Genomic DNA, 22,197 nt, shown 5'->3' on the forward strand with positions numbered 1-22,197 from the left:
CAACTAACGCATTATTATGACAGAAAAGCCTTTAAGCAGGCATTTCTGAGCCAGTTTCTTATAAATCAGAACGGGGTGGGATAATACCCTTACGCGGAACCTAATTGATACACACCGCCGCGTTCAATAGCGCGCTTATAGGCTGGTCGGGCCTGCATATTTTTCAGGTACGCATCCAGATTAGGGAAATTAGACAGAGCCCCTCTCACATTCGCGGCCTCTAATACAAAAACAAGCTGCACATCAGCGCCCGTTAAACTGTCACCCACAAAAAAACTGCGACCCCCTAGCGACTTGGCCATATAGCTAAAATGGTTGATAAACTCGCTTTGAATGCGGGGTTGCAGCGGTGCGCCTGCCTCGCCTAACCGGCCAACATACAGCCCCAACATTAAAGGCAACATGGCCGAACCTTCACCGTAATGCAGCCATTCAACATAGCTATTATACTCTGCACTGCTAGTGTCTGGAGCAAAGTTTCCATTACCATATGTGCGAATAAGATAGTCAATAATAGCGCCAGATTCAGCAATAATCACGTTGCCGTCTTCCATCACTGGTGATTTACCAAGTGGGTGCACGGCTTTAAGGCTGTCTGGGGCTAAATGCGTTTCAGGATTTCGTTTATACGATATAATTTCGTACGGCACAGCCAATTCTTCCAGCATCCATAAAATACGCTGGGACCGCGAATTATTAAGGTGGTGCACTTTTATCATGGCTTTAGCCCTCTCATATTATGATTACACAAACTGATTTAGAGCGATTAAACCCCCAGCACAGAAAAACTTGTAAAAGATGCCTTTATAGCTAAAACGCTAAAAAATATATCAAGATGAAAAGGTTCTTGTCAGCTAATGTCGTATAAACACAAATAAACACAGTATAAAACTCAATTCTGGAAGACCTCCCTGCAATGCATGACACTTTACAAACAAAGCCAAAAACACCCAAAGGGCTTGGGTATCATTTTATTCCAAAGGAATATCAGAAGGCTAAAATTCTGATGTGGCTAAAACGCACCCATGCTTGGACTGGCATTTTTGGCGCTGTGATGTTTCTTGTCATCGGTATATCTGCGGTTCTGTTAAACCACCGAGGTACCATGAAAATTGATACCGGTGCTCCAACAGAAACGGCGAATGTGAACGTCGCGGTTGACCCACAAAAAATGACATCAATTGAGGCCTTTCAACAATGGCTTTTTAGCGAGTTTTCACTTTCTTCTGGCAGGGCATACCCAAAAGTTTCCCCATCAGAAACAGTGCAATTTGAGGGTAAAACCATAACGTTACCAGAAGCTTGGGAAATTACTGTGTATGCGCCAAACAGCACAATAAAGGCATCTCATACAACAGGCAGCAACAATATCAATGTGCGGTCTACCGCAAACAACTTTTGGGGCATTTTGAAAAACATGCATAAAGGCAGTGGTTTTGGCGTGGCATGGATATTGTTCTTTGATGTTCTTGCCGGTAGTTTCATTTTTATGAGCCTCTCAGGCATTCTGCTCTGGAGTAAACTGCACGGGACACGCCTGCTCGGGGTCGGACTTATTACAGGTTCTATTGGCCTCGCTCTGATTGCTGGTATCCCAGCGATAATGACTTCCACGTTATAAAATATGATTTTAAGCTAAAAATAGCGTCAACATCTAAGGTTTCAGGCGCTATTTTTTATCTTCCTAAATGAACTACCCAATAGCAATTCTTTGTTGTCACATAGAAAAATCATGATATGGTCCGCGAAACATTCACCGGATCCGGCATACCGTATTGCCGCTTTGCTCCCATAACCTTTTTTTTGCGAGTGACCGCCATGACAACAGATATTGAAGACTATTATCTACCCGAAACGTTTGCTCGTATTAAAGCTGAAGCCGACAAGCACGAGACCCCTTTTTTGGTGGTAGACACACAAACTGTCGGGCAGTGTTATGATGAGCTAACAGAAGCATTTCCTGTTGCAAAAGTATATTATGCGGTCAAGGCTAATCCTGCGCCCCAGCTTATTTCGCTTTTGAAGGACAAGGGGTCGAACTTTGATATTGCCTCTATCTATGAACTGGACCGCGTGCTCGGTGAAGGTGTTAGCCCTGACAGGTTAAGCTACGGCAACACGATTAAAAAATCAAAAGACATTCGCTATTTCTACGAAAAAGGCGTGCGACTTTTTGCAACCGATTCTGAAGCTGACCTTCGTAACATTGCAAAAGCAGCACCAGGTTCTAAAATATATGTGCGCCTCTTAACAGAGGGAACGCATACTGCAGATTGGCCGCTATCCCGCAAATTTGGCTGCTCAAATGACATGGCGCTTGATCTAATAATTTTAGCACGGGATCTCGGCCTTGAGCCTTACGGCATTTCTTTTCATGTTGGATCGCAGCAACGCGACATCGGCGCTTGGGATTCGACAATTGCCAAAGTAAAAAGCCTGTTTGACCGCTTGAGCGATGAAGACAATATCAAGCTTAAAATGATCAATATGGGCGGCGGCTTCCCCGGCAATTATGTTATGCGTACGCATGACTTAAAAACCTACGCAGAAGAAATCACACGGTTTCTGGAAGAAGATTTTGGCGATGATATGCCAGAGATCATTCTCGAACCCGGCCGGTCAATGGTGGCAAACGCTGGTATATTGGTAAGCGAAGTTGTGCTGACCTCCCGCAAATCCAGAACATCGCTGCATCGCTGGATCTATGTTGATGTTGGCAAATTCTCTGGCCTGATCGAAACAATGGATGAAGCCCTTAAATACCCGCTTTACACAGAAAAGAACGGCGAAGTGGAAGAGGTTATCATTGCGGGCCCAACATGCGACAGCGCCGATATTATGTATGAGGATTATAAGTACGAATTGCCACTTAATTTGGCGATTGGAGACAGGTTATACTGGTTCACAACAGGTGCTTACACCACCAGTTACAGCGCGATTGAATTTAACGGTTTTCCGCCGCTGAAAGCCTATTATATCTAAGGTATAGGCTAGGCTGCTAGTAGCTTAGTTAGACCGCGACAACAAGTAAACGGCCAGAGCCTTACGTTCTGCGTCAGAAATCTCCGGCCGGGGCATTGGCCCCGGTGGAATATCCAGAATATCCATTACCTCTTCAACGCCGTACCGACCCTTTAATCCTTTAAATATCTCAACTGATGGCTTACCTGTAGTCGCTAACGGTTCGTGGCACTGGGCACAGTTATTTTGTTCAAACAGCGCTGCACCCTGTGCCAAAAGCGCAGCAGACGGCACCTCAAGCGCTGCGTCCACAGGGTCACCATCTGTTTTATCTTCCGGTGCAATCACCTGATCTGACGAGACCGGAATAGTATCCCAGCCAACACGGTAAACAACGCCCGCATAATCGTCTGAAATATAAATACTACCATCGCTCCCTGTAACAATATCCACGGGCCGACCAATAACATCACCGTCTTTCTCAAAGCCGGTTAGAAAGTCTTCCTCCGTTATAGTGTCATCTGCCGCAAAATGCAGCGCAACCACTTTGTAGCCAGATAGTGTACTGCGGTTCCACGAACCGTGAAGTGCCACAAGAGCAGAATTTTCAAGCCCCGGCACAGAAAGGCTGGGCGCAATAAACCGAATTCCAAGAGGCGCCACATGAGCACCAAGGCCGTGTTCCATAACTCTTGCTCTTGCAATCTCTTTACTGTGCCCGGCACCAACATCAGGGTCTACTACCTTATCGTCATAGGTATAGGGCCATCCATAAAACTGGCCTTCCTCAATATAATTTATTTCACAGTTTGGAATGTTATCGCCCAAGAGGTCACGGCCATTATCAGTACCGTAAAGCCGCCGTGTGCCCGGCTGCCAATCAAAGCCTACTGTATTTCTAAGGCCATGCGCGTAAACGATAGCATCTTTGCCGTTGGGGCGCATCCGCAGCATGGCAGCCCTGTATGGGTGATCTTCAACACATACATTGCAGCTACTGCCAACCGTCACATATAGCCAGCCATCAGGGCCAAAACCAATGGTTCGGGTACGGTGGTTGCCACCCGGTGGCAGACCATCAAAAACCGTTTCAAGCGCACCTACGCTGCGGGCCGCATCATTATACGGTGCCCGTACAATGCGCCCAGTTTCTGCGATATATATATAACCGTCATGGAATGCGATCCCGTGCGGTACATTCAAGCCTGAAAAAAGGATAGTGCGTCCATCACTTTTACCATCAGCATTTACATCACGGTGTAACAGAATGACATTTCCATCCCTCATACTGGAAACCGCAATATCACCGGTTTTAGTGACAGCCATCATTCTGGCATGTGGTACATTATCTGCAAAAATGCCTATTCTAAAACCAGCAGGTAACTTTAGGCGCGCCTGCAACATAGCATCTGACGGAGTAGCAGCTTGCCTGCCCGTTATAAAGTCGAACACAGGGCCGCGTACAGACCAGTTAGCTGGCCAGAAAAACCAGCCAAGTAAAATGGCCCCTGCAACAATACTTAACAGCCACAACAGTGTTTTTTTAATCATACCTGTTCCCGGCACACGTGGCCACAGCCACCAATGTCTATGTTAACCATAAAGTAACCCTATGGAAAAACGACACAGGTATCAAGGATGGTTTTATACTGCCAGCACCATTTCATGCACCATACCGGGTCATATCGGCGCCGAATATTAAGAGCTATATCATCAGTTCACCTAGGCACAGAGTGCCAGCACTCTGTGCCACGTTTGCGGCACAAAGCTTACTTCGAAAATATCATCACAGCCCCAGTAATTATGAAGCCGCTCTCTCTGTGCGCATTAAAACAAACTCTTCTGCGCTTGAGGGGTGTACAGCTACCGTGGCATCAAACTGCGCCTTTGTCAGCCCTGCTTTTACAGCAATACCAATACCTTGAATAATCTCGGCAGCATCCATGCCAATCATGTGTGCTCCAACAACCACATCTGTTGCCCTATCAACAATAAGCTTTGTAAAGGCACGCTCGCTTGACCCACCAAGCGTATGTTTCATTGGCTTAAAGTCGGACACAAAAACAGCAATATCACCGTATTTAGCGCGAGCCTCTTTCTCTGTTAGCCCCACAGTGCCAATTGGAGGCTGCGAGAATACAGCAGAAGGCACTGCATCATGCTCAGGTGATACAGCTATATTACCAAACACAGTTAAGGCAAAGGCATGCCCCTCTTTAATAGCGACAGGCGTTAGCTGGACACGGTCTGTCACATCACCAACTGCATAAATACTGTCGCAGCTTGTTTTGCTAAACTCATCAACTTTTATGGCACCGGATTTGGTAGTAGCTACACCTGCGGCATCAAGACCAAGGCCTTCTGTTTTCGGTGACCGCCCTGTTGCATACATAACCTTTTCCGTTTCAAGGACTGAACCATCCGTGAGGGTCAGGCTAACACCCTGTGCTGTTTCAGCGATCGCGGTAATATTTGTCTGAAGCCGAAGATCAATACCTTTTGCAACAAGTTCCTTCGCTAGTCTTTCGCGAATATCATCATCAAAGCCGCGCATAATTTGCTCGCCGCGATAGAGCAAGGTTACTTTACTGCCCATACCAGCAAAAATGCTGGCAAATTCAACAGCAATATAGCCGCCGCCAACAATAACAATATCCTTAGGCAGCTTGTCTAGATGCAGTGCCTCGTTTGATGTGATTGCGTGCTCTATACCGGGGACATCCGGTATGGAAGGCCAGCCACCAACTGCCACCAGAATTTTGCTGGCCGTGTATGTTTTACCGCCAACTGAAACACTATTGGGGCCTGTAATAACTGCGCGGCCATCTATAAGCTGCACCCCAGCGCCTTCAAGAGTTTTAAGATAAAGCCCATTTAACCGGTCAATTTCTGCATCCTTACGGGCGATCAGTGTTTGCCAGTTAAATTTTCTCTCACCAACAGACCAGCCATAGCCTTCAGCTGTTTCAAAATCCTCCGCAAAATGAGAAGCGTAAACAAGCAGCTTTTTAGGGACACAGCCCCGGATAACACATGTACCACCGACCCTGTACTCTTCTGCTACAGCAACCTTTGCACCAAAGCCCGCAGCAATACGGCTGGCACGAACCCCGCCAGACCCTGCGCCTATAACAAATAAATCATAATCAAAACTCATACATTCTCTCCGGCCTTAATGCTTATAGATAACTTATATGGGTAAGGGGCCTTTGTGAACCAAGTAAAATTTGTGCGCCCAACCATATTGCCTTAGCCAGCTGTTTCATTACTTGCTTTCCTCATATACAAAACTACATTGTTTTACGAACTTGAGGGAGAAAGCAATGGGGCCTCTAACTGGTATAAGAATAATAGAAATATCAGGCATCGGCCCCGGCCCGTTTGCTGGTATGATGTTTGCTGATATGGGTGCAGACGTTATTGCGGTAGACAGACCCGGGCCTAATAACCCACTTGGCTTAAAAGTGGATATGAACCGGCGCGGCAAGCGCACTGTAATCCTCGATCTAAAAACAGATGCTGGCAAAGAAGCTTTATTAAAACTTGCAGAGACAGCAGACGGCCTGTTTGAAGGCTTTCGGCCTGGTGTTATGGAAAAGCTAGGTTTAGGGCCTGATGATGTTGCAAGTAGAAACCCAAAACTTGTCTATGGGCGCATGACAGGGTGGGGCCAAACCGGGCCGCTTTCGAAAGCAGCTGGACACGACCTCAATTACATTGCCCTATCTGGCGCCTTATATTCTATTGGTAACCCAGACATACCACCAACTGTACCCCTTAACCTGATTGGTGATTACGGCGGTGGTGCCATGATGCTGGCATTTGGCATGGTAAGCGCGCTGCTTGAAGCACAGAAGTCCGGCAAAGGCCAAACGGTTGACGTTAGTATGGTTGAAGGGGCTTCCCTTCTAATGTCACTGATGCATTCCTTGAAAGCAAGTGGATTATGGGCAGAAAAGCGAGCCTCCAATATGCTTGATGGTGCCGCGCACTTTTACAGCACATACCAAACAGCCGATGATCAATATATCAGCTTTGGGGCCATTGAGCCTCAATTCATGCAAGCATTCATAGATAAAGTTGGGTTAGATAAAAGCTGGCTGCAAAACCATATGAACCCTTCTATGTGGCCAAAACTCAAGGAAGAGCTAACAGCGCTTTTCAGAACTAAAACCAGTGTAGAGTGGCAAGAAATCCTTGAAGGTACAGACGCCTGCTTTGCCCCTATTTTACCCTTCTGGGAGGCCCATAACCACCCCCACAATAAAGCCCGCAATAGCTTTATTGAAATTGACGGGATGCTTCAGCCCGGCCCGGCACCCAAATTTTCCAGAACAAAACCAGAAGTGCAATTTGGCCAAACACCAAATGGCACTGATACCGAAACCCTTTTAAGGGAACTTGGATATACTGACGCAGAAATTACCGACCTAAAAAGTAGCTAATCTTTAATGCTGGCAAGGGCGGCAAGGGCTGATGCCCTAGCTTTTTTTCTGTCTACCAGAGGTGCCGGGTATGTGTGCCCAAGCGTAATACCTGCCACTGCAAGAACCTCAAGCGGGGCATCAAAAGGTTTATGAATCCATTCATTCGGCAAATCGCACAATTCTGGTACAAAGCTACGGATATAGGCACCCGCCGGATCAAATTTTTCACCCTGCGTTACAGGATTAAAAATTCTAAAATACGGCGATGCATCAGCACCGCACCCTGCTACCCACTGCCAACTAGCCGCATTACTGGCAATATCGGCGTCAACAAGGGTATCCCAGAACCATGTCTCGCCTTCATGCCAGTGCCATAGCAAATCTTTGACCAAAAATGAGCCAACAATCATCCTGACACGATTATGCATCCACCCGGTTTGCCAAAGCTGGCGCATCCCTGCATCCACAATAGGAAACCCTGTCATTCCTTTTTGCCATGCCTTCACCGCGGGGCTTGTGCCTTCATGCCACGGAAAATGCAGAAACTTAGCCTTCAACGGCTTGATGCGCATCTCTGGATTATAAAAGAGCTGATGATAGCTAAAGTCACGCCAACCCAACTCCCTAAGATACGCAAGCGCTGCCGTGCTTTTAGTCGCATCACCAAGGTGCATACTGACCTTATGCCAGATTTGGCGCGGGCTTATTTCCCCGAAAGCTAAATAAGGAGATATTTTTGAAGTACCATCAACCCCCGGAATATCACGCGCTGTTTGGTATTCATCCATCGTGGCATCTACAAAAAAGTCTAACCTTTCAATAGCCGCCTCTTCGCCCACTTGCCATTCTGCTGCTATTGGTTCAGCCCATGATGCTGGTTTTGGCTCAAGCCCTAATGCGCCAATACTGGTTGTTGCGGGCCAGCTTACTGGCGCCTGTATTTTTTGGGGCACAGGTAGCGGCACTGCGTTATCTATTAACGACAGGGCCTGTTTCCAGAACGGCGTAAAAACACTGTACGGCGTGCCAGATTTGCTCACGACCTGCTCTGGCTCTAAAAGCAGCCGCCCAGCATAGCGCTTACACGTCAGCCCATTTTTCTCGGCAAAGTCATGCAGGTATTCTTCGGTTTTTTTATCATGCTCGCTGTAACCTCGTGTCATGTAAACACCGCATGCCCCAGTCTCCGTGCACACATCCATCACTACATCTGCAACGGTGCCGCGCCTTACAACAAGGCCTGAACCTAGCTTTTTAAGGCTGGCATCAAGTTTAGAAAGAGATTGCAACAGCCACCAGCGCGAAGCGGCACCCGGTGCGTTATCATGCGTATTATCATATACATACAGCGGTATAACCGGGCCGGATGTAGCGCATGCCGCCGCCAAAGCAGGATGGTCTGCGAGCCGAAGGGCATTATTCATTAAAACTATTAAAGGCGTTTCCATACAGGGCCGATATAGTTACAAATCGAGTATCCGGTCAATATCTTTAGGAAGCGCTTTCTGCTTTTCCAAAAGAGAGATGCCAATAAAAAGGATCATTGATGTTAGCATTGCTAAAAAACCCGCAGATATACCGTACGGTATTTTAATCTGTAAAAGATGAACCGTAAGGTTAATGGCTACGCTGCTTATGATAGCAACAATGGCGGCATTAGCTGATGCCTTTTTCCAATTCAGACCAAAAAGTACAATTGGCGTTAAAGCTGCAGCAAATGTGCCCCAGCCAAATGCCCCCAGCAAAGCAACAAGAGCCGCATTTTCATAATAACTATACAGCGCAAAACCCGCCGCCAACACAGACAACCCTACCGTTGCAACACGCGCCCACAACAATTCATTATTGAGAGACCTACCCCGCAAAGCCTTTGGAATATCATGAATAATAGCCGCAGCCCCAATGTTTAAAAAGCTATCCGCTGTAGACATAATGGCCGCAAATAACCCTGCAAACACAATGCCTGCCAGTAAAGGCGGTGCGTATGCTGTTAGAAAAAAGGGAGCTGCTTCATCCGGGCTACCAAGCGGCAAGGCAACATCACCAAGCACCAGTGCCCGCATCACAACGCCAACAGAAATCCATAGCATTGCAGCAACAAGATAGCCAAGTGTTGTCATGGGCAGGATAATACGGTTATCAGAAATATTCCTATTCATCATCATTTTGGTAACAACATGCGGCTGACCAGAAAGCCCTAACCCAAATAGGAAAAACCATGAAAGTGAGGCCATTGCCCCCATTGTACCAAAGGGCATAATATCTTCGCCGTCATGCATCAGTAAAATGCTGCTTGCTTCCGCAAAACCGCCCTCAAACACATGCGCCGCAGTAATTACAACAAGCGCGCCAGACACAATCATGACAATACCCTGTACCAGGTCAGTATATACTGACGCGATAATACCGCCCGTAACACAGTAAAAAATAAGCACTGTTGACGAAATAACCACACAGGTAAACAGGCTGATCCCTGCAAACATTTCTGTTGAAATCAGGATAGACTGTAAAACAAGCGCCATAGCCAAAATCTGTGTTGCCATGTACCCCATTACCCCCAGCAAGATCGTGCTTGCTGTCAAGAGCCGGGTAGCTTCACTGTTATATCTGGCAAAAATGAGATCAGGCAGCGACATTGTATCTCTGACCTCGGCGATCATGCGGATACGCTTTGAGATCAGGTAAAATCCTGTTGCATATCCAAGAGCTGCACACACCACCATCCACACCGACGATAGGCCACTTGCATAAACAAGCCCCGGCCCACCAACAAAACCAAAGCCGGAAAGTGTCGAGGAAAATACCGCAAGGCTAACAACAACAGGCCCAAGGCCGCGCCCTGCTACAAAAAAATCCCCTGCCGACTTTGTACGGCGCATAGCCCAAACGCCGACCCCAATACAGATGAGCAAATATATAAAAACGCATGACAGTATGATGGCCTGACGCATATCTTCCATTATATGCCCCTCTCAGAACTCTTGCATTCCTGAACAAGCTTTTTAAAAGCGGCCTCATCATCGTGGGTGAAAAAATACCGACGAAACCCTATGACATAAAAAATATTAAACAGCATGTACCCAAGCCAAATACCCCAAAAGGTCCAATTGGTTGGTGCAGGAAACCCAAACGCAATGCTGGTTTCCCCTGTTTGCAGATACGCCTCATACCCTGTATATAAAAACGCCCAAACAGCCAAATTAACAAACGTGACAAGCACTATAAAACCGATAAGCGGTTTATCGCGCCTTGCAGGGGCAATCCCCATATACAGGAGTACGCCAGCAAGCCCTGTTACAACCAGTTGAAAATAAAATGGCGCGCGGCCAATAGTCTCAAGGCGGGCGGCACCATCTCCGCCCATCTTCATGCCTCTCGCAAACTCGGAGCTGATACCTGTTGCGTGTTGAGGTTCCCCACTCAGCAAGACAAAAACTGTTATGGCTGCCAGCATCAGCAACAACACAAAAACAAGATAGATTGGCTTCAAAACTGGTCTCCCCTCCAGAACATGAGTGAGACTAGTGGCAGATGACTACAGTGGTCAAGCACAACTGCTTGCACATTCATCAAATGTTGAATTTCAAACCGAGGTTATGATGGGAAGCACATCAGGCGTTGCTATATTCCGCCATAGAACTTGCAAGTATTTCAAGATGTTCCTGAATTGCTATTTCAGCATACGCTATTGCCGTGCGGTATAACATCGGAGCTTCGTCCATAGCTGAAAAGTCGATATTATGATGTTTGGTGCCACGATGAATTCGCCACATAGTTTCAGTTTTAAAAACATACAAAGGGTCAGATTCAGTGGTGATGATAAAGTAGGGTATAGGTGATGTAATCTGGGTTGTCCGTGAATATCGTGGGTAAACAAAGGTACAGTTAGAAAAATCCTCAGGTCCTATCAACCCGCCGATGATACAGTCCGTAAAACTTGTATCAATAACGGATGCACCTTTAATATCTGTATACGTCAAGTTACAGGAAATAAACTCACAGCCATCAATATCACACGCCCGAAAATGGGCACCAGAGAAGTCGCACTTAAAAAAGATCGCACTTGTCATCATAAGCAAATGGAACTGAGTTTCACTAAAGTCACAATTCACAAAAATAGTATCAGACCAATTCAAGATCGCCTTAATTTTCAAGGCGCTAATGCTTTCTTGTGCGAACTGTTCACCCATTACCAGCTTATGATCTGGAAACATACTTGTTAAAGTTTTCAAATCCATTTTTAAATACGACCCCGCTACGCATCACCCATGCAAACTAGAGGATAATGGCCTTTGCTAGTGTCTCCGTAAAGAATTGATTAAAATTTTAGTTAAAATTTAATCAATAGCATAAAACATACATAATCAATTGATATTACTACACTTTTAAATACAACCGTGATCTGGAAAAACAATAAATCAACAGACTTTTTTACAGTTTTATTGCTTTATAATGCCTCTTTTTCCTCTGAGATGAATGTATTCATCCTTTAAGGCAATAGTGTGTCATGCACTTTTCACCCTTCATCACTCATGCCATCCCTCGCAAAAGCACGGGTAGCCTCTACCGCATGTCGCCACCGTGTCAGTTCTTTAGCTTTACTCGCCGCCGGTTTAAAAAGCCTGTCCTGTTGCCATATTTTTGCGACCTCTGACAAAGAGCCATATAACCCCGCTGATAACCCAGCAAGCATAGCCGCACCCAGAGCCGTTGTTTCCATAATTACAGGTCTTGAAACTGGCAATTGCAAAACATCAGCAAGGAACTGCACCAGCCAGTCGTTTCCAACCATACCACCATCAACCCTAAGGTCAGCCGGGTGCGTACCATCAGCGGCCATAGCCTCTAAAAGGTCTGCTGTTTGAAAACAAATAGATTCGAGTGTGGCCCTAACAATTTCTGCCTTGCCTGTGGCGCGAGTCATACCAAACAGGCTGGCTCGCGCCTCCGGGTCCCAGTAGGGCGCGCCTAACCCAGTAAAAGCTGGCACCATATAAACACCGTTGTTTGACTTCAAACTTGCTGCCAGGTCTTCCGTTTCTGCCGCGCTCTGAACAATTTTCAAGCCGTCCCTTAACCACTGCACAGCGGCACCCGCTATAAAAATAGAGCCTTCAAGGGCATATGTTGGTTTTCCGCCCAGTCGAAACGCGGTCGTTGTAAGCAAACGGTTTTTGGAAAATAGCGGCTCAGATCCTGTATTAAGTATAGCAAAGCACCCTGTTCCATAGGTGCTTTTAATAGTGCCTTTATCAAAACAGCACTGGCCAAATGCCGCAGCTTGCTGGTCGCCCGCAACGCCCATAATAGGAATTTCTCGGTTTAAAATACCCTCCGCTGTTACGCCGTATTGTGCCGCACAGTCGAGCACTTCTGGCACCATCGAAGCTGGCACCTTAAAAAGTGAAAGCAATTCCTGGTCCCAGCACTGAGTTGTTATATTAAACAGGTTTGTTCGGCTTGCATTTGTGGCATCCGTCACGTGCTGTGTGCCCCCGGTTAGGTGCCATATGAGAAAGCTGTCTACTGTTCCAAAAGCAAGCTCACCGTTATCAGCCCGCACACGGGCACCTTCAACATTATCTAGAATCCAGGTAATTTTACTGGCTGAAAAATAAGGGTCCAGTAGCAGCCCTGACTTTTGCTGAACGCTTTCTTCTGCCCCGGCATCAGACTTTAGGCGCCTGCATTCAGCCGCTGTGCGGCGGTCTTGCCAGACGATTGCATTATAAACTGGCTCACCCGTTTTTTTATCCCAAACAAGGGTGGTTTCACGCTGGTTTGTAATACCGATAGCTTCAACACTAAACCCTTTTCCCTCAGCTTCCTGAAAAGCCTGCTGCGCTGTTGCAAGGCTGGTTTTCCATATATCAGCAGGGTCATGCTCTACCCAGCCATCGTGAGGATATATTTGTCTAAACTCTTGCTGCGCCACAGCAATAACAGAGCCGTCAAGGCCAAAAACCATTGCCCGACTACTGGTTGTTCCTTGGTCCATTGCTAGAATACAGCACTTTTTCAGCATGTCATGCTCCCCTTTCGCAGCAAAATAAGCTTGCGATTATTCAAACATTTCGTTCTGATGCTTGCAACAACCTATCACAGGATAGACAAGGGGATAACAATGCGCAAAAAAAATAATCCAATATCAAACCTGCTGGCACTCAGCGTGTTTCTAGCAAGCTATGCTGTTCAAGCTGATACCACGCCTGTTATCAACCCCGATGATATTCTCGCGCTTAAAGTGCCCCTAAACCCTGCGCTAAGCCCAGATGGTAAATGGATTGCCTATCAGGTGCGCACCAACGATATGGAAAAAGACAAACGCACCAATCAGCTTTGGATTACGTCATCTGACGGTAAAACCAGCCTTCCTATGACCGCAAATGATTATTCTGCCAACACACCGCGCTGGTCACCTGACGGTACATGGCTTGCCTTTATGGCAGCAAAAGGCGGCGATGATGCCACAGACCAAGTTTGGGTGCTAGATATGCGCGGCGGTGAAGCACAACAATATACTAATGTGAAACAAGGCGTGTCTGATTTTTCTTGGGCACCCGACAGCACAAAAATGCTGCTTATTGTGCAAGACATGAGCGACGCAGAAAAAGAGCAACTAGAGAACCCGGATGAAGAAGAAAAACCCCGCCCATGGGTTATAGACCGGCTTCAGTTTAAAGAAGACTATGTAGGTTACCTAGACCGGACCCGGACCCACATTTATATACAAAATGGTATGATGGCACCAGCTGAACAGGTCACTTTCGGTGATTATGATGACAGTGAAGCATTATGGTCGCCAGATGGTAGCGAGATTGCCTTTGTCAGCAACCGCACAGAGGAACCTGATAGCAATACAAACAGCGATATTTGGGTTGTTTCAGCAACACCCTCTGGCGCGCCTGCAGAGCTGCGTCAAATCACCTCTAATCCGGGCGCAGACCATAGCCCAGCGTGGAGCCATGACGGCAAAACCATAGCCCATGTTTCCGTAACGGCTGTTAACAAAATCTGGTATGCCACCAACCATCTTGCAATCACCCCCGCAACGGGTGGGGAGCTTCAGATTCTAACGGCCGGCCTTGACCGCAATATTAACAGCCCCGCTTTCACACAAGACGATAAAGGCATTGTTTTTTCCCTTGAAGATAGCGCCGAGCAACAACTTGCTAGCCTCACGCTAAAGTCTGGTAAAATAAACCGGCTGGTTAAAGGCGACCTCGCGATAAGCAGCTTTGACTATAACACTAAAAACGGCACAGCCCTGCTTATTTCCAAGCCCGACCTACCAGATGAAGTGTTTTTCTATAAAAATAACACTCTTAAACAGGTAACAAACCTTAACAAAAACTTGTTGGCCAACAAACCCCTAGCCAGCGTTAAAAATATTACGTTTCCATCAAGTGATGGAACAGAAATAGAAGGATTTATATTCCTGCCCCCCTCCTATGAAGCGGGTAAAAAATACCCGACGTTACTGCGCATACACGGTGGCCCGGTTTCCCAGTATGATTTTTCCTTCAATTATGAAGCGCAGCTACTCGCTGCACAGGGTTATGTTGTGGTGATCTCTAATCCGCGGGGTTCTTCTGGCTACGGCGAGGATTTTTCCGCCGTCCTGCTGGCAGACTGGGGTAATAAAGACTTTGAAGATGTAAACGCCGCTATAGATTACGCCATTAAAGAAGGCTACACCGACCCCGACAAAATGGGCGTTGGCGGCTGGTCTTATGGTGGCATTCTGACCAACTATGTCATTACAAAAACGGGACGCTTTAAAGGTGCCATATCTGGTGCAAGCGAAGTTAACCATACTGCAAACTATGGCCATGATATTTATCAGGCTCTATGGGAGGCAGAGCTGGGCTTGCCGTGGGAAAACAAGGATGCATGGGAGCGCATAAACCCGTTCAACAACCTTGGGCATATTACCACACCAACCCTAGTTATGGGCGGCAAGGAAGATTGGAACGTACCAATTTTAAATTCAGAGCAGCTCTACCAAGCCCTAAAACGTATCGGCGTACCCACCCAGCTTGTCGTTTATCCCGGTGAATCGCATGGGTTCACCCGTCCAAGCTTTATAAAAGATAAATATGAGCGTTATATTGACTGGTATAACAAATATGTAAAAGGCGGGGAATAGCAGCGCCTATAGTCATTTGTGCCTGAAGAAAACTCCAAGCAGGCAAGCATCTTTTGTGAAATAAACTCCCGTGAGTTTATTTCACATTCTGCATCCAGCCGAACAAATCTTCGGCACGGCCTTCCTGAATATCAACCAGAGCAGCCCTAAGCTTGCTTGTGACCGGGCCCGGCTCTGTGCCCACCACAAACTCCTGCCCGTCAATCTCCTTAAAGGATTTAATTGGCGAGATTACAGCGGCAGTTCCACTTGAAAAAGCCTCAATCTCACGTCCCTTTTTAAGGTCTGCCACCAGCTCATTAATATCAATTGGCTGTTCCACCGTTTCGATACCTAGGTGGTTTGCCATCTGCAAAATAGACTGGCGGGTAAGGCCCGGCAGGAAGCTTTTTGTAAGCTCTGGTGTGTATAATTTCTCGTCCTTCACAATAAAAAAGTTCATGAGAGACAGTTCTTCTACATACCTATGTTCGATAGGATCCAACCATATACTGGTTGCACAACCAACCGAGCGTGCCCGCTGCACAGAAAGGAAACTTGCAGCATAATTCCCTGCCGCTTTCACGCCCCCCGTACCGCCAACCGCTGCGCGGGTGTTTTCCCGCTCTATCAGAACCGATTTCATATTCACTGAAAACGGCACAGTAGGCGCTACATGAACGGTAAAGCTGTAGCCAGCCGAAGGCGTTATTTCGAGCGAATAATCGTCACCAAATAAGGCGGGCCGAACATAAAGCGCGCTATTATGTTCACGTGGGATCAGGTCTGTATATAAATCGGCTATTTTTTTAACCGCACTTACAAACAACTCTTCTGGTACATGAGGCATGCACAAACGGTCAGCAGACCGCTGAAACCGTTTCGCGTGATCGTAGGGGCGAAAAATTTGCGGTATATCCTGCGTAACCCTGTATGCCTTCATGCCCTCAAAAATACTTTGTCCGTACTGTACAACAACAGACCCAGCCGATACCGCATGTTCTGTATCAAGCTTAATCTCAAGATCTGACCATGTACCATTGCGGTAAGTGGCCGCCGCAATGACCGGAAACAGAGCCCGTCCAAAAGTTTTATCTTCCGGCACTATAGTGTTTTTTATTGCAGCCAGAATCTCTGGTCGGATATGTGCTGTCGTCATTGTATTTCTCGTTATGCTATACATACAAACAAGCATACCCAAGTGCTTGTTAATAGCGGCTTTGTACATAGGCAGCCGTCAAATAACAAGGCATTGATACCCTATAGCCTAAAAAATAAAGGCGCCTAAAAAGACGCCTTTAAAGATTCAATATGCCAAAGCTGCTTTATTTAGCTTTTAGGCTCGCAAACTGTGCGCTGATTTGCTGAGAACGTTCCAGAACCATGTAAGAATCAAATACCTGTTCCATGGAATCAACCATCATGGTGTCATCGCTCCCCATAGCAGTTTCAGGGCCAGCAGCTGGTGCCATATCAGACAAGGCAGAACTTGAGATATCATCAAGTGTTTTTTCAAACTGGGCTTGCGCCAAGCGGAAAATACGAGATGCCTCTTCTGCACCAGCTTGCAGTTTTTCTATTTTTGCTGCATCGCTCGTCGCAGCAATTTTACCAGCATAACATTCTTGTGCTTCTGTCGCACCTTTCATGGCAGCCTTAAAAATTGTTGTGGTTTCTTCAATCTTCTGGTTATTTGAAAGAGCACTAGCACCTTCATTAACAGGTAAACCGTTCGTAAAATTCATCAGTGGTTGCAGGCACTCTGCGCCTTCATCACCAGCGAATACAGATTGGTTACCAAAAACAACAAATGCTGCACCAAGTGCAGCTACACGTACAAATTGGGTTTTCATAATCAAGTCCCCTAAATCACACCCTCTAACAACAAGAAATTTGAAGCAATTTTAATAAAAACGCAACGATTCTATCTCATCCCACATTTTACCCAGTGGTCTAGCTGTGGATATTTTCGCCTATTTTTACTAGCTTTCCAGCAAACAGACGGGATTGAAAACAATAGTAGCAAAATCAGATTTATATGCTTGTAAGCCGCAGAAAGCCTACTATGCTAAGCTGGCACAAACACATGAAAAGGTTTCAGGTTTATATGGAAAACCCCGTTTCTTACAGAGACATCCTAGACGCAGCCAGCCGTATTGAAGGCATTGCGGTTAGAACCCCTTTAATCGAGAATCTCTACCTTAATGACTTTACTGAAGGCCGAGTCTTTCTAAAACTCGAAAACCTCCAGCATGTTGGAGCCTTCAAATTTCGTGGGGCTTATAACCGCCTTTCAGCACTTGATACAACCGCCCGCCAAGCTGGTGTGGTGGCATGGTCATCAGGGAACCATGCACAGGGTGTTGCAGCAGCCGCCAAGATGCTCGGCATCGAAGCGACTATCATCATGCCCGAAGATGCCCCTTATATGAAAATTGAAAATACACGTGCATTTGGGGCCCATGTACATCTTTACAACCGTTACACTGAAAGCCGAGAAGAAATTGGTACTCACATTGCTGCTGAAAAAGGTGCAGTAATTGTACCACCCTTTGACGACCCTTATATTATTGCAGGGCAAGGTACCATTGGGCTTGAAATCATGGCGGACTTAACCGTACTGGGTATAAAGCCGGATGCTATTCTTGTGCCGTGTAGCGGCGGCGGTTTGTGCGCTGGCGTTACCATTGCCGTGAAAGAAACCAGCCCAAACACACAGATTTATACCCTTGAACCCGCAGCCTATAATGATACCGAGCAATCCCTTGCAGCAGGCCACCGTATAAAGCTTACACCTGATAGCACATCCATATGTGATGCCTTAATGGCACCCTCACCCGGCGAGCTTACCTTTCCCATTATGCATGCAAAAGGCGTCAGCGGCATTTCGGTTACAGACGATGAAGTAAAGGCCGCTATAAGATTTGCCTATCAGGCCCTTAAAATAATTATTGAGCCCGGCGGCGCAACAGGCTTAGCCGCTATACTGGCAAAAAAATGCACCACACAGAACAAAAATACTGTGCTGGTAATAAGTGGCGGGAATATTGATCCACATCAGTTCAGGGAGTGCATCCGCTAAGCACTCCCCGCCAATTTAGCCTGTTTTAGTCGTGTGCAAGCTTAATGAATGTGCCACTAGCTGTACCTGTAGGCTTGCCATCTTTAAGAACAAGCTTACCAGCAACAATAACATCCACCATACCCACAGACATTAAATCAGGGTCCACCCATGTTGAGCGATCAACAATCTCATCCGGGTTAAAGATGGCAATATCGGCCACATACCCTTCCCGGATGATACCACGCTTGCCAAGCCCCATAAAAGCAACAGGAAACGAGGTCATTTTACGAATGGCTTCTTCCATGCTCATAAGCTTCAAATCACGAGCATAATGCCCCACAACACGTGGGAAGCTACCCGTTGAGCGGGGGTGATGCATACGCAGTTCTTTACTGGCATCTGCCCATGCTCCATCACTGGAAACCATGTTCCATGGCTGCACGAGAAGCTTCTGGACATTGCTTTCTTCAACAGATCCCAAAGTCATTAAAATAGGCTGGCTTGAGTTAACAATGATACGGGCCAGCGCTTCAAACCCCGAAACAGCCCATTCAGATGCAAGCTCTGAGATATGCTTACCTACAAGCTCAGGGTTTTCGGGCGCATCCACAATACGCATCGCTGTGTATCCTACAGCGTCAACCCAGCTAAAACCGCGCCCACCTGCTTCATTAAACGCTGCAATTGAAGGCAGGTTTTCCTGCACAGCAAGTAAGGTCTTTAAAGTAGCCCTGTCCTTTGCACTGCCATATGCGTCATCTTTATTCTGAGACTCTGCAAATTGCTCTGGCAGAGCAATCATGTCCCACAAAAAACTGGTTGCAGCACCGTTATAAGGGTATTGGTCTGTCACCACATTCAATCCTTCACTGCGGGCATCCTCTACCAGTTTCAGGAATTCTGGCATCTTCGATTTGTTTGGCAACCCAACAAGCTTTGCGTGGCTTATTTTAGCACCAATACCTGCAGAACGGCCGATTTCAATTGCTTCTGTTGCTGAGCCAATTAAGTCGTGTACCGGATTTCTGATGTGCGAATCGTACGTACCGCCATACGGAGCAGCTTCTTTTGCCAGTGCAATAACTTCCGCAGTATCAGAGAACTTACCCGGATCGTACATCAAACCTGTTGAAAAGCCTATTGCGCCCTCTTCCATGCCTTCATGCACTAATGCCTTCATTTTTGCCAGTTCTTCACTGGTCGGGGCGCGCTGCTCACTACCCATAACAACACGCCGAACACCGTTATGCCCGACATAGGCAGCCACATTTGTGCCCGTTCCATATTCGGCGATATATTTTTGCAAACCTTTGATCTGTTCTGGGTTTAAAAAACCATCGTTTCCAACAATAGTAGTTGTCACCCCTTGCAACAAATAAGCTGTGTTTAAATGGTCTGCAGGGTTTATATACACACTTTCCGAATGGTTATGTGCATCAACAAACCCTGGTGAAACAACAAGCCCCTTAGCATCAACAACCTCGTCTGCATCCAGGCTTTCAGCATCCCCAACATATGTGATCAAACCATCTTTAATACCTATGGTTGCGGCAACGCCGGGCACACCAGTGCCATCAACCATTATACCGTTTTTAATGACAAGGTCGTAATCAGCCGCGAGCAATCCTGCTGTCAAATACGATACGCTTAGCGCACCACTCAGCACCTTAAGTGCTGTTTTAAGTCCCACATTCTTTTGCATTGGTATCCCCCTAAATATTACGGTAAATTCACAACAAACGTTGAAAATTCAATAAAATCGTATCAGCAATTCGTTGCATATGCAACACTTAGGGCACATGCGATTGCAATTGATATTTCAACCCAATTACGCAAGAGTAGCTTTATGAAAAATGAGACGCCTGAAAAAGACTTACTAACGCACAATATGGAACCTGCTTCGCACATCAGCTATCAGGTGACCATTGTATCAAACTTGATGGCGTTTGGCGGCACTAAAGAAAACCAAAAACGCTATGGGTTAACGCTGTGTCAGTGGCGTATTATAGGGTCTATCGCAAATGCAGGCCCTTTAACACTTGGGGAAATTGCAAAAATTATTTTCCACGACAAATCCACTTTAAGCAGAGCAGCAACTGAGCTTGAGAAAAAAGGCCTCTTAAAACGCCTTGCTAATGATCAACACAAATCCAGTCCAATTCTTGCTTTTACAAAACAGGGCAAAGCTTTTTACCGCGAAACAGAACCGCATTTTATTCGCCAAGCAGAAGAACTAACCGCAGGCCTTAACCTACAGGAAAAACAGCAGCTTTGCTTCTTGCTGGATAAACTAAAAAACCATGCGGTTAACGTACGCCGCAGCTATGAAAGCTGACACTTTACGTTTAAACTCGCTCAATAACCATCGCCGTTCCAACACCCGCACCACCAGAAACCGAAATCAGCCCTGTTGTTAAATCCCTACGCTCTAGTTCATCCAGCGCCATACCAATCAGGCTTGTACCTGTTGAGCCCATTGCGTGGCCAAGCGCTATAGCACCACCATTGACATTTACGCGGTCCATATCAAACCGCATATCACGCATAAATTTAATAACAACCGCAGCAAAAGCCTCGTTAAACTCAACCAGATCAATATCAGAGGCCACCATATCAGCACGTTTCAAGGCCAGCCCTGCTGCATCAATACCACCAGTCAGCATTAAAACCGGATCAACACTTACATTCGCCATGGAAAGAACTTTAGCCCGTGGCTTTAAGGTATGTGCCAAAACAGCATTTTGGTTTGCCAGCAAAATTGCAGAGGCGCCATCCGCCATTGCTGGGGAATTACCAATATGATGTACATGATTAATAGCATTCAGTGCTCGATAGCGCTTCAAGGCCAGATCATCATATCCTTCTTTACCAAGGTCCGCAAAAATTGGCTCAAAGGCAGCCAAACTATCAACTGTTGTATCTTCCCTAATGTTTTCATCCGCCTCAATGGTGTCACCAGATAGCGGGTCAGTTACAGGCACCATTGACTTATTAAAATACCCATCCCTGCGAGCACGGGCGGCACGCTGCTGTGATGTAGCTGCGTAGCCATCAACATCACTGCGGGATATATTCTCAAGTGTGGCTACCAAATCAGCAGCGATACCCAGTGGTATAAAAGGCGCGCGGCTCGCCACATCCGGGTCTGCATAGTATGCGCCGTTATCAGACAGCATTGGCACACGCGACATAACCTCTATTCCACCCGCGACAGAGAGGGAATCGACACCTGCCATAATTTTGGAACTTGCAAGAACCGCCGCATCAAGACCTGATGTACAATAACGGTTAATTGTCATGCCGGGCACCATAGAAGACCAGCCCCCCACTAGACATGCCGTACGGGCAATGTTACCGCCCTGATCACCAACCTGCGTTACACAGCCTAAAATAATATCATGGACAGCTTTAGTATCAAACCTATTACGTTCTTCTAGAGCCTTAAGGACTAATGCCATAAGATCAACAGGCTTAACAGCATGTAACCCACCGCCTGCACGCGCCTTACCGCGCGGCGTTCTAACTGCATCACATATAAAAACAGGCGACATGCATGAAACTCCATCCTGATCTAGACATATTTTATACGGCACGATCGCTATTCATTAAAAATAAGT

Annotated in this window: 18 protein-coding genes; 6 read left to right on the forward strand and 12 right to left on the reverse strand. The window is 46.6% G+C overall.

The features are described 5' to 3' along the window. Positions 1-89 precede the first annotated feature (89 nt). Complete coding sequence (locus ICL80_RS15995; RefSeq protein WP_194213726.1) at positions 90-719, reverse strand: glutathione S-transferase family protein; 630 nt, start codon at positions 717-719, stop codon at positions 90-92. Positions 720-916: 197 nt separating this feature from the next. Here ICL80_RS15995 and ICL80_RS16000 point away from each other — a divergent pair, with 197 nt between their 5' ends. Next, a complete protein-coding gene (locus tag ICL80_RS16000) occupies positions 917-1,621 on the forward strand; it encodes a PepSY-associated TM helix domain-containing protein (protein WP_194213727.1) in 705 nt (234 codons plus the stop codon). Positions 1,622-1,818: 197 nt separating this feature from the next. Further along, positions 1,819-2,982 (forward strand): type III PLP-dependent enzyme, encoded by a 1,164-nt coding sequence (locus ICL80_RS16005; RefSeq protein ID WP_194213728.1) that lies wholly within the window; start codon positions 1,819-1,821, stop codon positions 2,980-2,982. Between the two features lie 24 nt (positions 2,983-3,006). Here ICL80_RS16005 and ICL80_RS16010 read toward each other — a convergent pair whose 3' ends face one another. Both ICL80_RS16010 and gor read right to left on the reverse strand, forming a co-directional pair. Further along, positions 3,007-4,512, reverse strand: coding sequence for a DUF7133 domain-containing protein (locus ICL80_RS16010; protein WP_194213729.1), 1,506 nt, complete (start codon positions 4,510-4,512; stop codon positions 3,007-3,009). Between the two features lie 250 nt (positions 4,513-4,762). Then, positions 4,763-6,118, reverse strand: coding sequence for a glutathione-disulfide reductase (gor, locus tag ICL80_RS16015; protein ID WP_194213730.1), 1,356 nt, complete (start codon positions 6,116-6,118; stop codon positions 4,763-4,765). A 166-nt stretch (positions 6,119-6,284) separates the two neighbouring features. Between gor and ICL80_RS16020 the strand changes: the two genes are divergently transcribed. Beyond that, entirely contained in the window at positions 6,285-7,406 is a 1,122-nt protein-coding gene (locus ICL80_RS16020) for a CaiB/BaiF CoA transferase family protein (protein WP_194213731.1), read from the forward strand. Here ICL80_RS16020 and ICL80_RS16025 read toward each other — a convergent pair. From ICL80_RS16025 to glpK, 5 genes are all read right to left on the reverse strand, one after another. Continuing rightward, positions 7,403-8,836, reverse strand: coding sequence for a cryptochrome/photolyase family protein (locus tag ICL80_RS16025; RefSeq protein WP_194213732.1), 1,434 nt, complete (start codon positions 8,834-8,836; stop codon positions 7,403-7,405). The two genes, ICL80_RS16020 and ICL80_RS16025, sit on opposite strands and share 4 nt — an antisense overlap. Before the next feature lie 15 nt (positions 8,837-8,851). After that, positions 8,852-10,348 carry a sodium:solute symporter family transporter gene (locus ICL80_RS16030; RefSeq protein WP_194213733.1) on the reverse strand — a complete coding sequence of 499 codons (1,497 nt, stop codon included), beginning with the start codon at positions 10,346-10,348 and terminating at the stop codon, positions 8,852-8,854. Next, positions 10,348-10,878, reverse strand: a complete 531-nt coding sequence (locus tag ICL80_RS16035) for a hypothetical protein (protein ID WP_194213734.1) — start codon at positions 10,876-10,878, stop codon at positions 10,348-10,350. The genes ICL80_RS16030 and ICL80_RS16035 overlap by 1 nt, the downstream gene beginning before the upstream one ends. Positions 10,879-10,999: 121 nt before the next feature. Next, on the reverse strand, positions 11,000-11,626 hold the full coding sequence (locus tag ICL80_RS16040) for a pentapeptide repeat-containing protein (RefSeq protein WP_194213735.1): 627 nt from the start codon (positions 11,624-11,626) through the stop codon (positions 11,000-11,002). A 278-nt stretch (positions 11,627-11,904) separates the two neighbouring features. Continuing rightward, entirely contained in the window at positions 11,905-13,413 is a 1,509-nt protein-coding gene (gene glpK / locus ICL80_RS16045) for a glycerol kinase GlpK (RefSeq protein WP_194213736.1), read from the reverse strand. A 99-nt stretch (positions 13,414-13,512) separates the two neighbouring features. On the opposite strand from glpK, the gene ICL80_RS16050 reads away from it, so the two are divergent. After that, on the forward strand, positions 13,513-15,537 hold the full coding sequence (locus ICL80_RS16050; protein ID WP_194213737.1) for a S9 family peptidase: 2,025 nt from the start codon (positions 13,513-13,515) through the stop codon (positions 15,535-15,537). A 76-nt stretch (positions 15,538-15,613) separates the two neighbouring features. On the opposite strand, the gene ICL80_RS16055 is transcribed toward ICL80_RS16050, so the two are convergent. Continuing rightward, entirely contained in the window at positions 15,614-16,675 is a 1,062-nt protein-coding gene (locus tag ICL80_RS16055; protein WP_194213738.1) for a branched-chain amino acid aminotransferase, read from the reverse strand. Between the two features lie 166 nt (positions 16,676-16,841). Beyond that, complete coding sequence (locus ICL80_RS16060) at positions 16,842-17,369, reverse strand: hypothetical protein (protein ID WP_194213739.1); 528 nt, start codon at positions 17,367-17,369, stop codon at positions 16,842-16,844. A gap of 233 nt (positions 17,370-17,602) precedes the next feature. Here ICL80_RS16060 and ICL80_RS16065 point away from each other — a divergent pair, with 233 nt between their 5' ends. Then, a complete protein-coding gene (locus ICL80_RS16065) occupies positions 17,603-18,598 on the forward strand; it encodes a threonine ammonia-lyase (RefSeq protein ID WP_228073613.1) in 996 nt (331 codons plus the stop codon). A gap of 25 nt (positions 18,599-18,623) precedes the next feature. On the opposite strand, the gene ICL80_RS16070 is transcribed toward ICL80_RS16065, so the two are convergent. Continuing rightward, a complete protein-coding gene (locus ICL80_RS16070; RefSeq protein ID WP_194213740.1) occupies positions 18,624-20,282 on the reverse strand; it encodes an N-acyl-D-amino-acid deacylase family protein in 1,659 nt (552 codons plus the stop codon). Between the two features lie 144 nt (positions 20,283-20,426). Between ICL80_RS16070 and ICL80_RS16075 the strand changes: the two genes are divergently transcribed. Continuing rightward, complete coding sequence (locus ICL80_RS16075) at positions 20,427-20,915, forward strand: MarR family winged helix-turn-helix transcriptional regulator (protein ID WP_194213741.1); 489 nt, start codon at positions 20,427-20,429, stop codon at positions 20,913-20,915. Between the two features lie 10 nt (positions 20,916-20,925). On the opposite strand, the gene ICL80_RS16080 is transcribed toward ICL80_RS16075, so the two are convergent. Beyond that, on the reverse strand, positions 20,926-22,131 hold the full coding sequence (locus ICL80_RS16080; protein WP_194213742.1) for an acetyl-CoA C-acyltransferase: 1,206 nt from the start codon (positions 22,129-22,131) through the stop codon (positions 20,926-20,928). Positions 22,132-22,197: the final 66 nt, after the last annotated feature.

It is taken from the genome of Kordiimonas pumila, assembly GCF_015240255.1.
GTDB lineage: Bacteria > Pseudomonadota > Alphaproteobacteria > Sphingomonadales > Kordiimonadaceae > Kordiimonas > Kordiimonas pumila.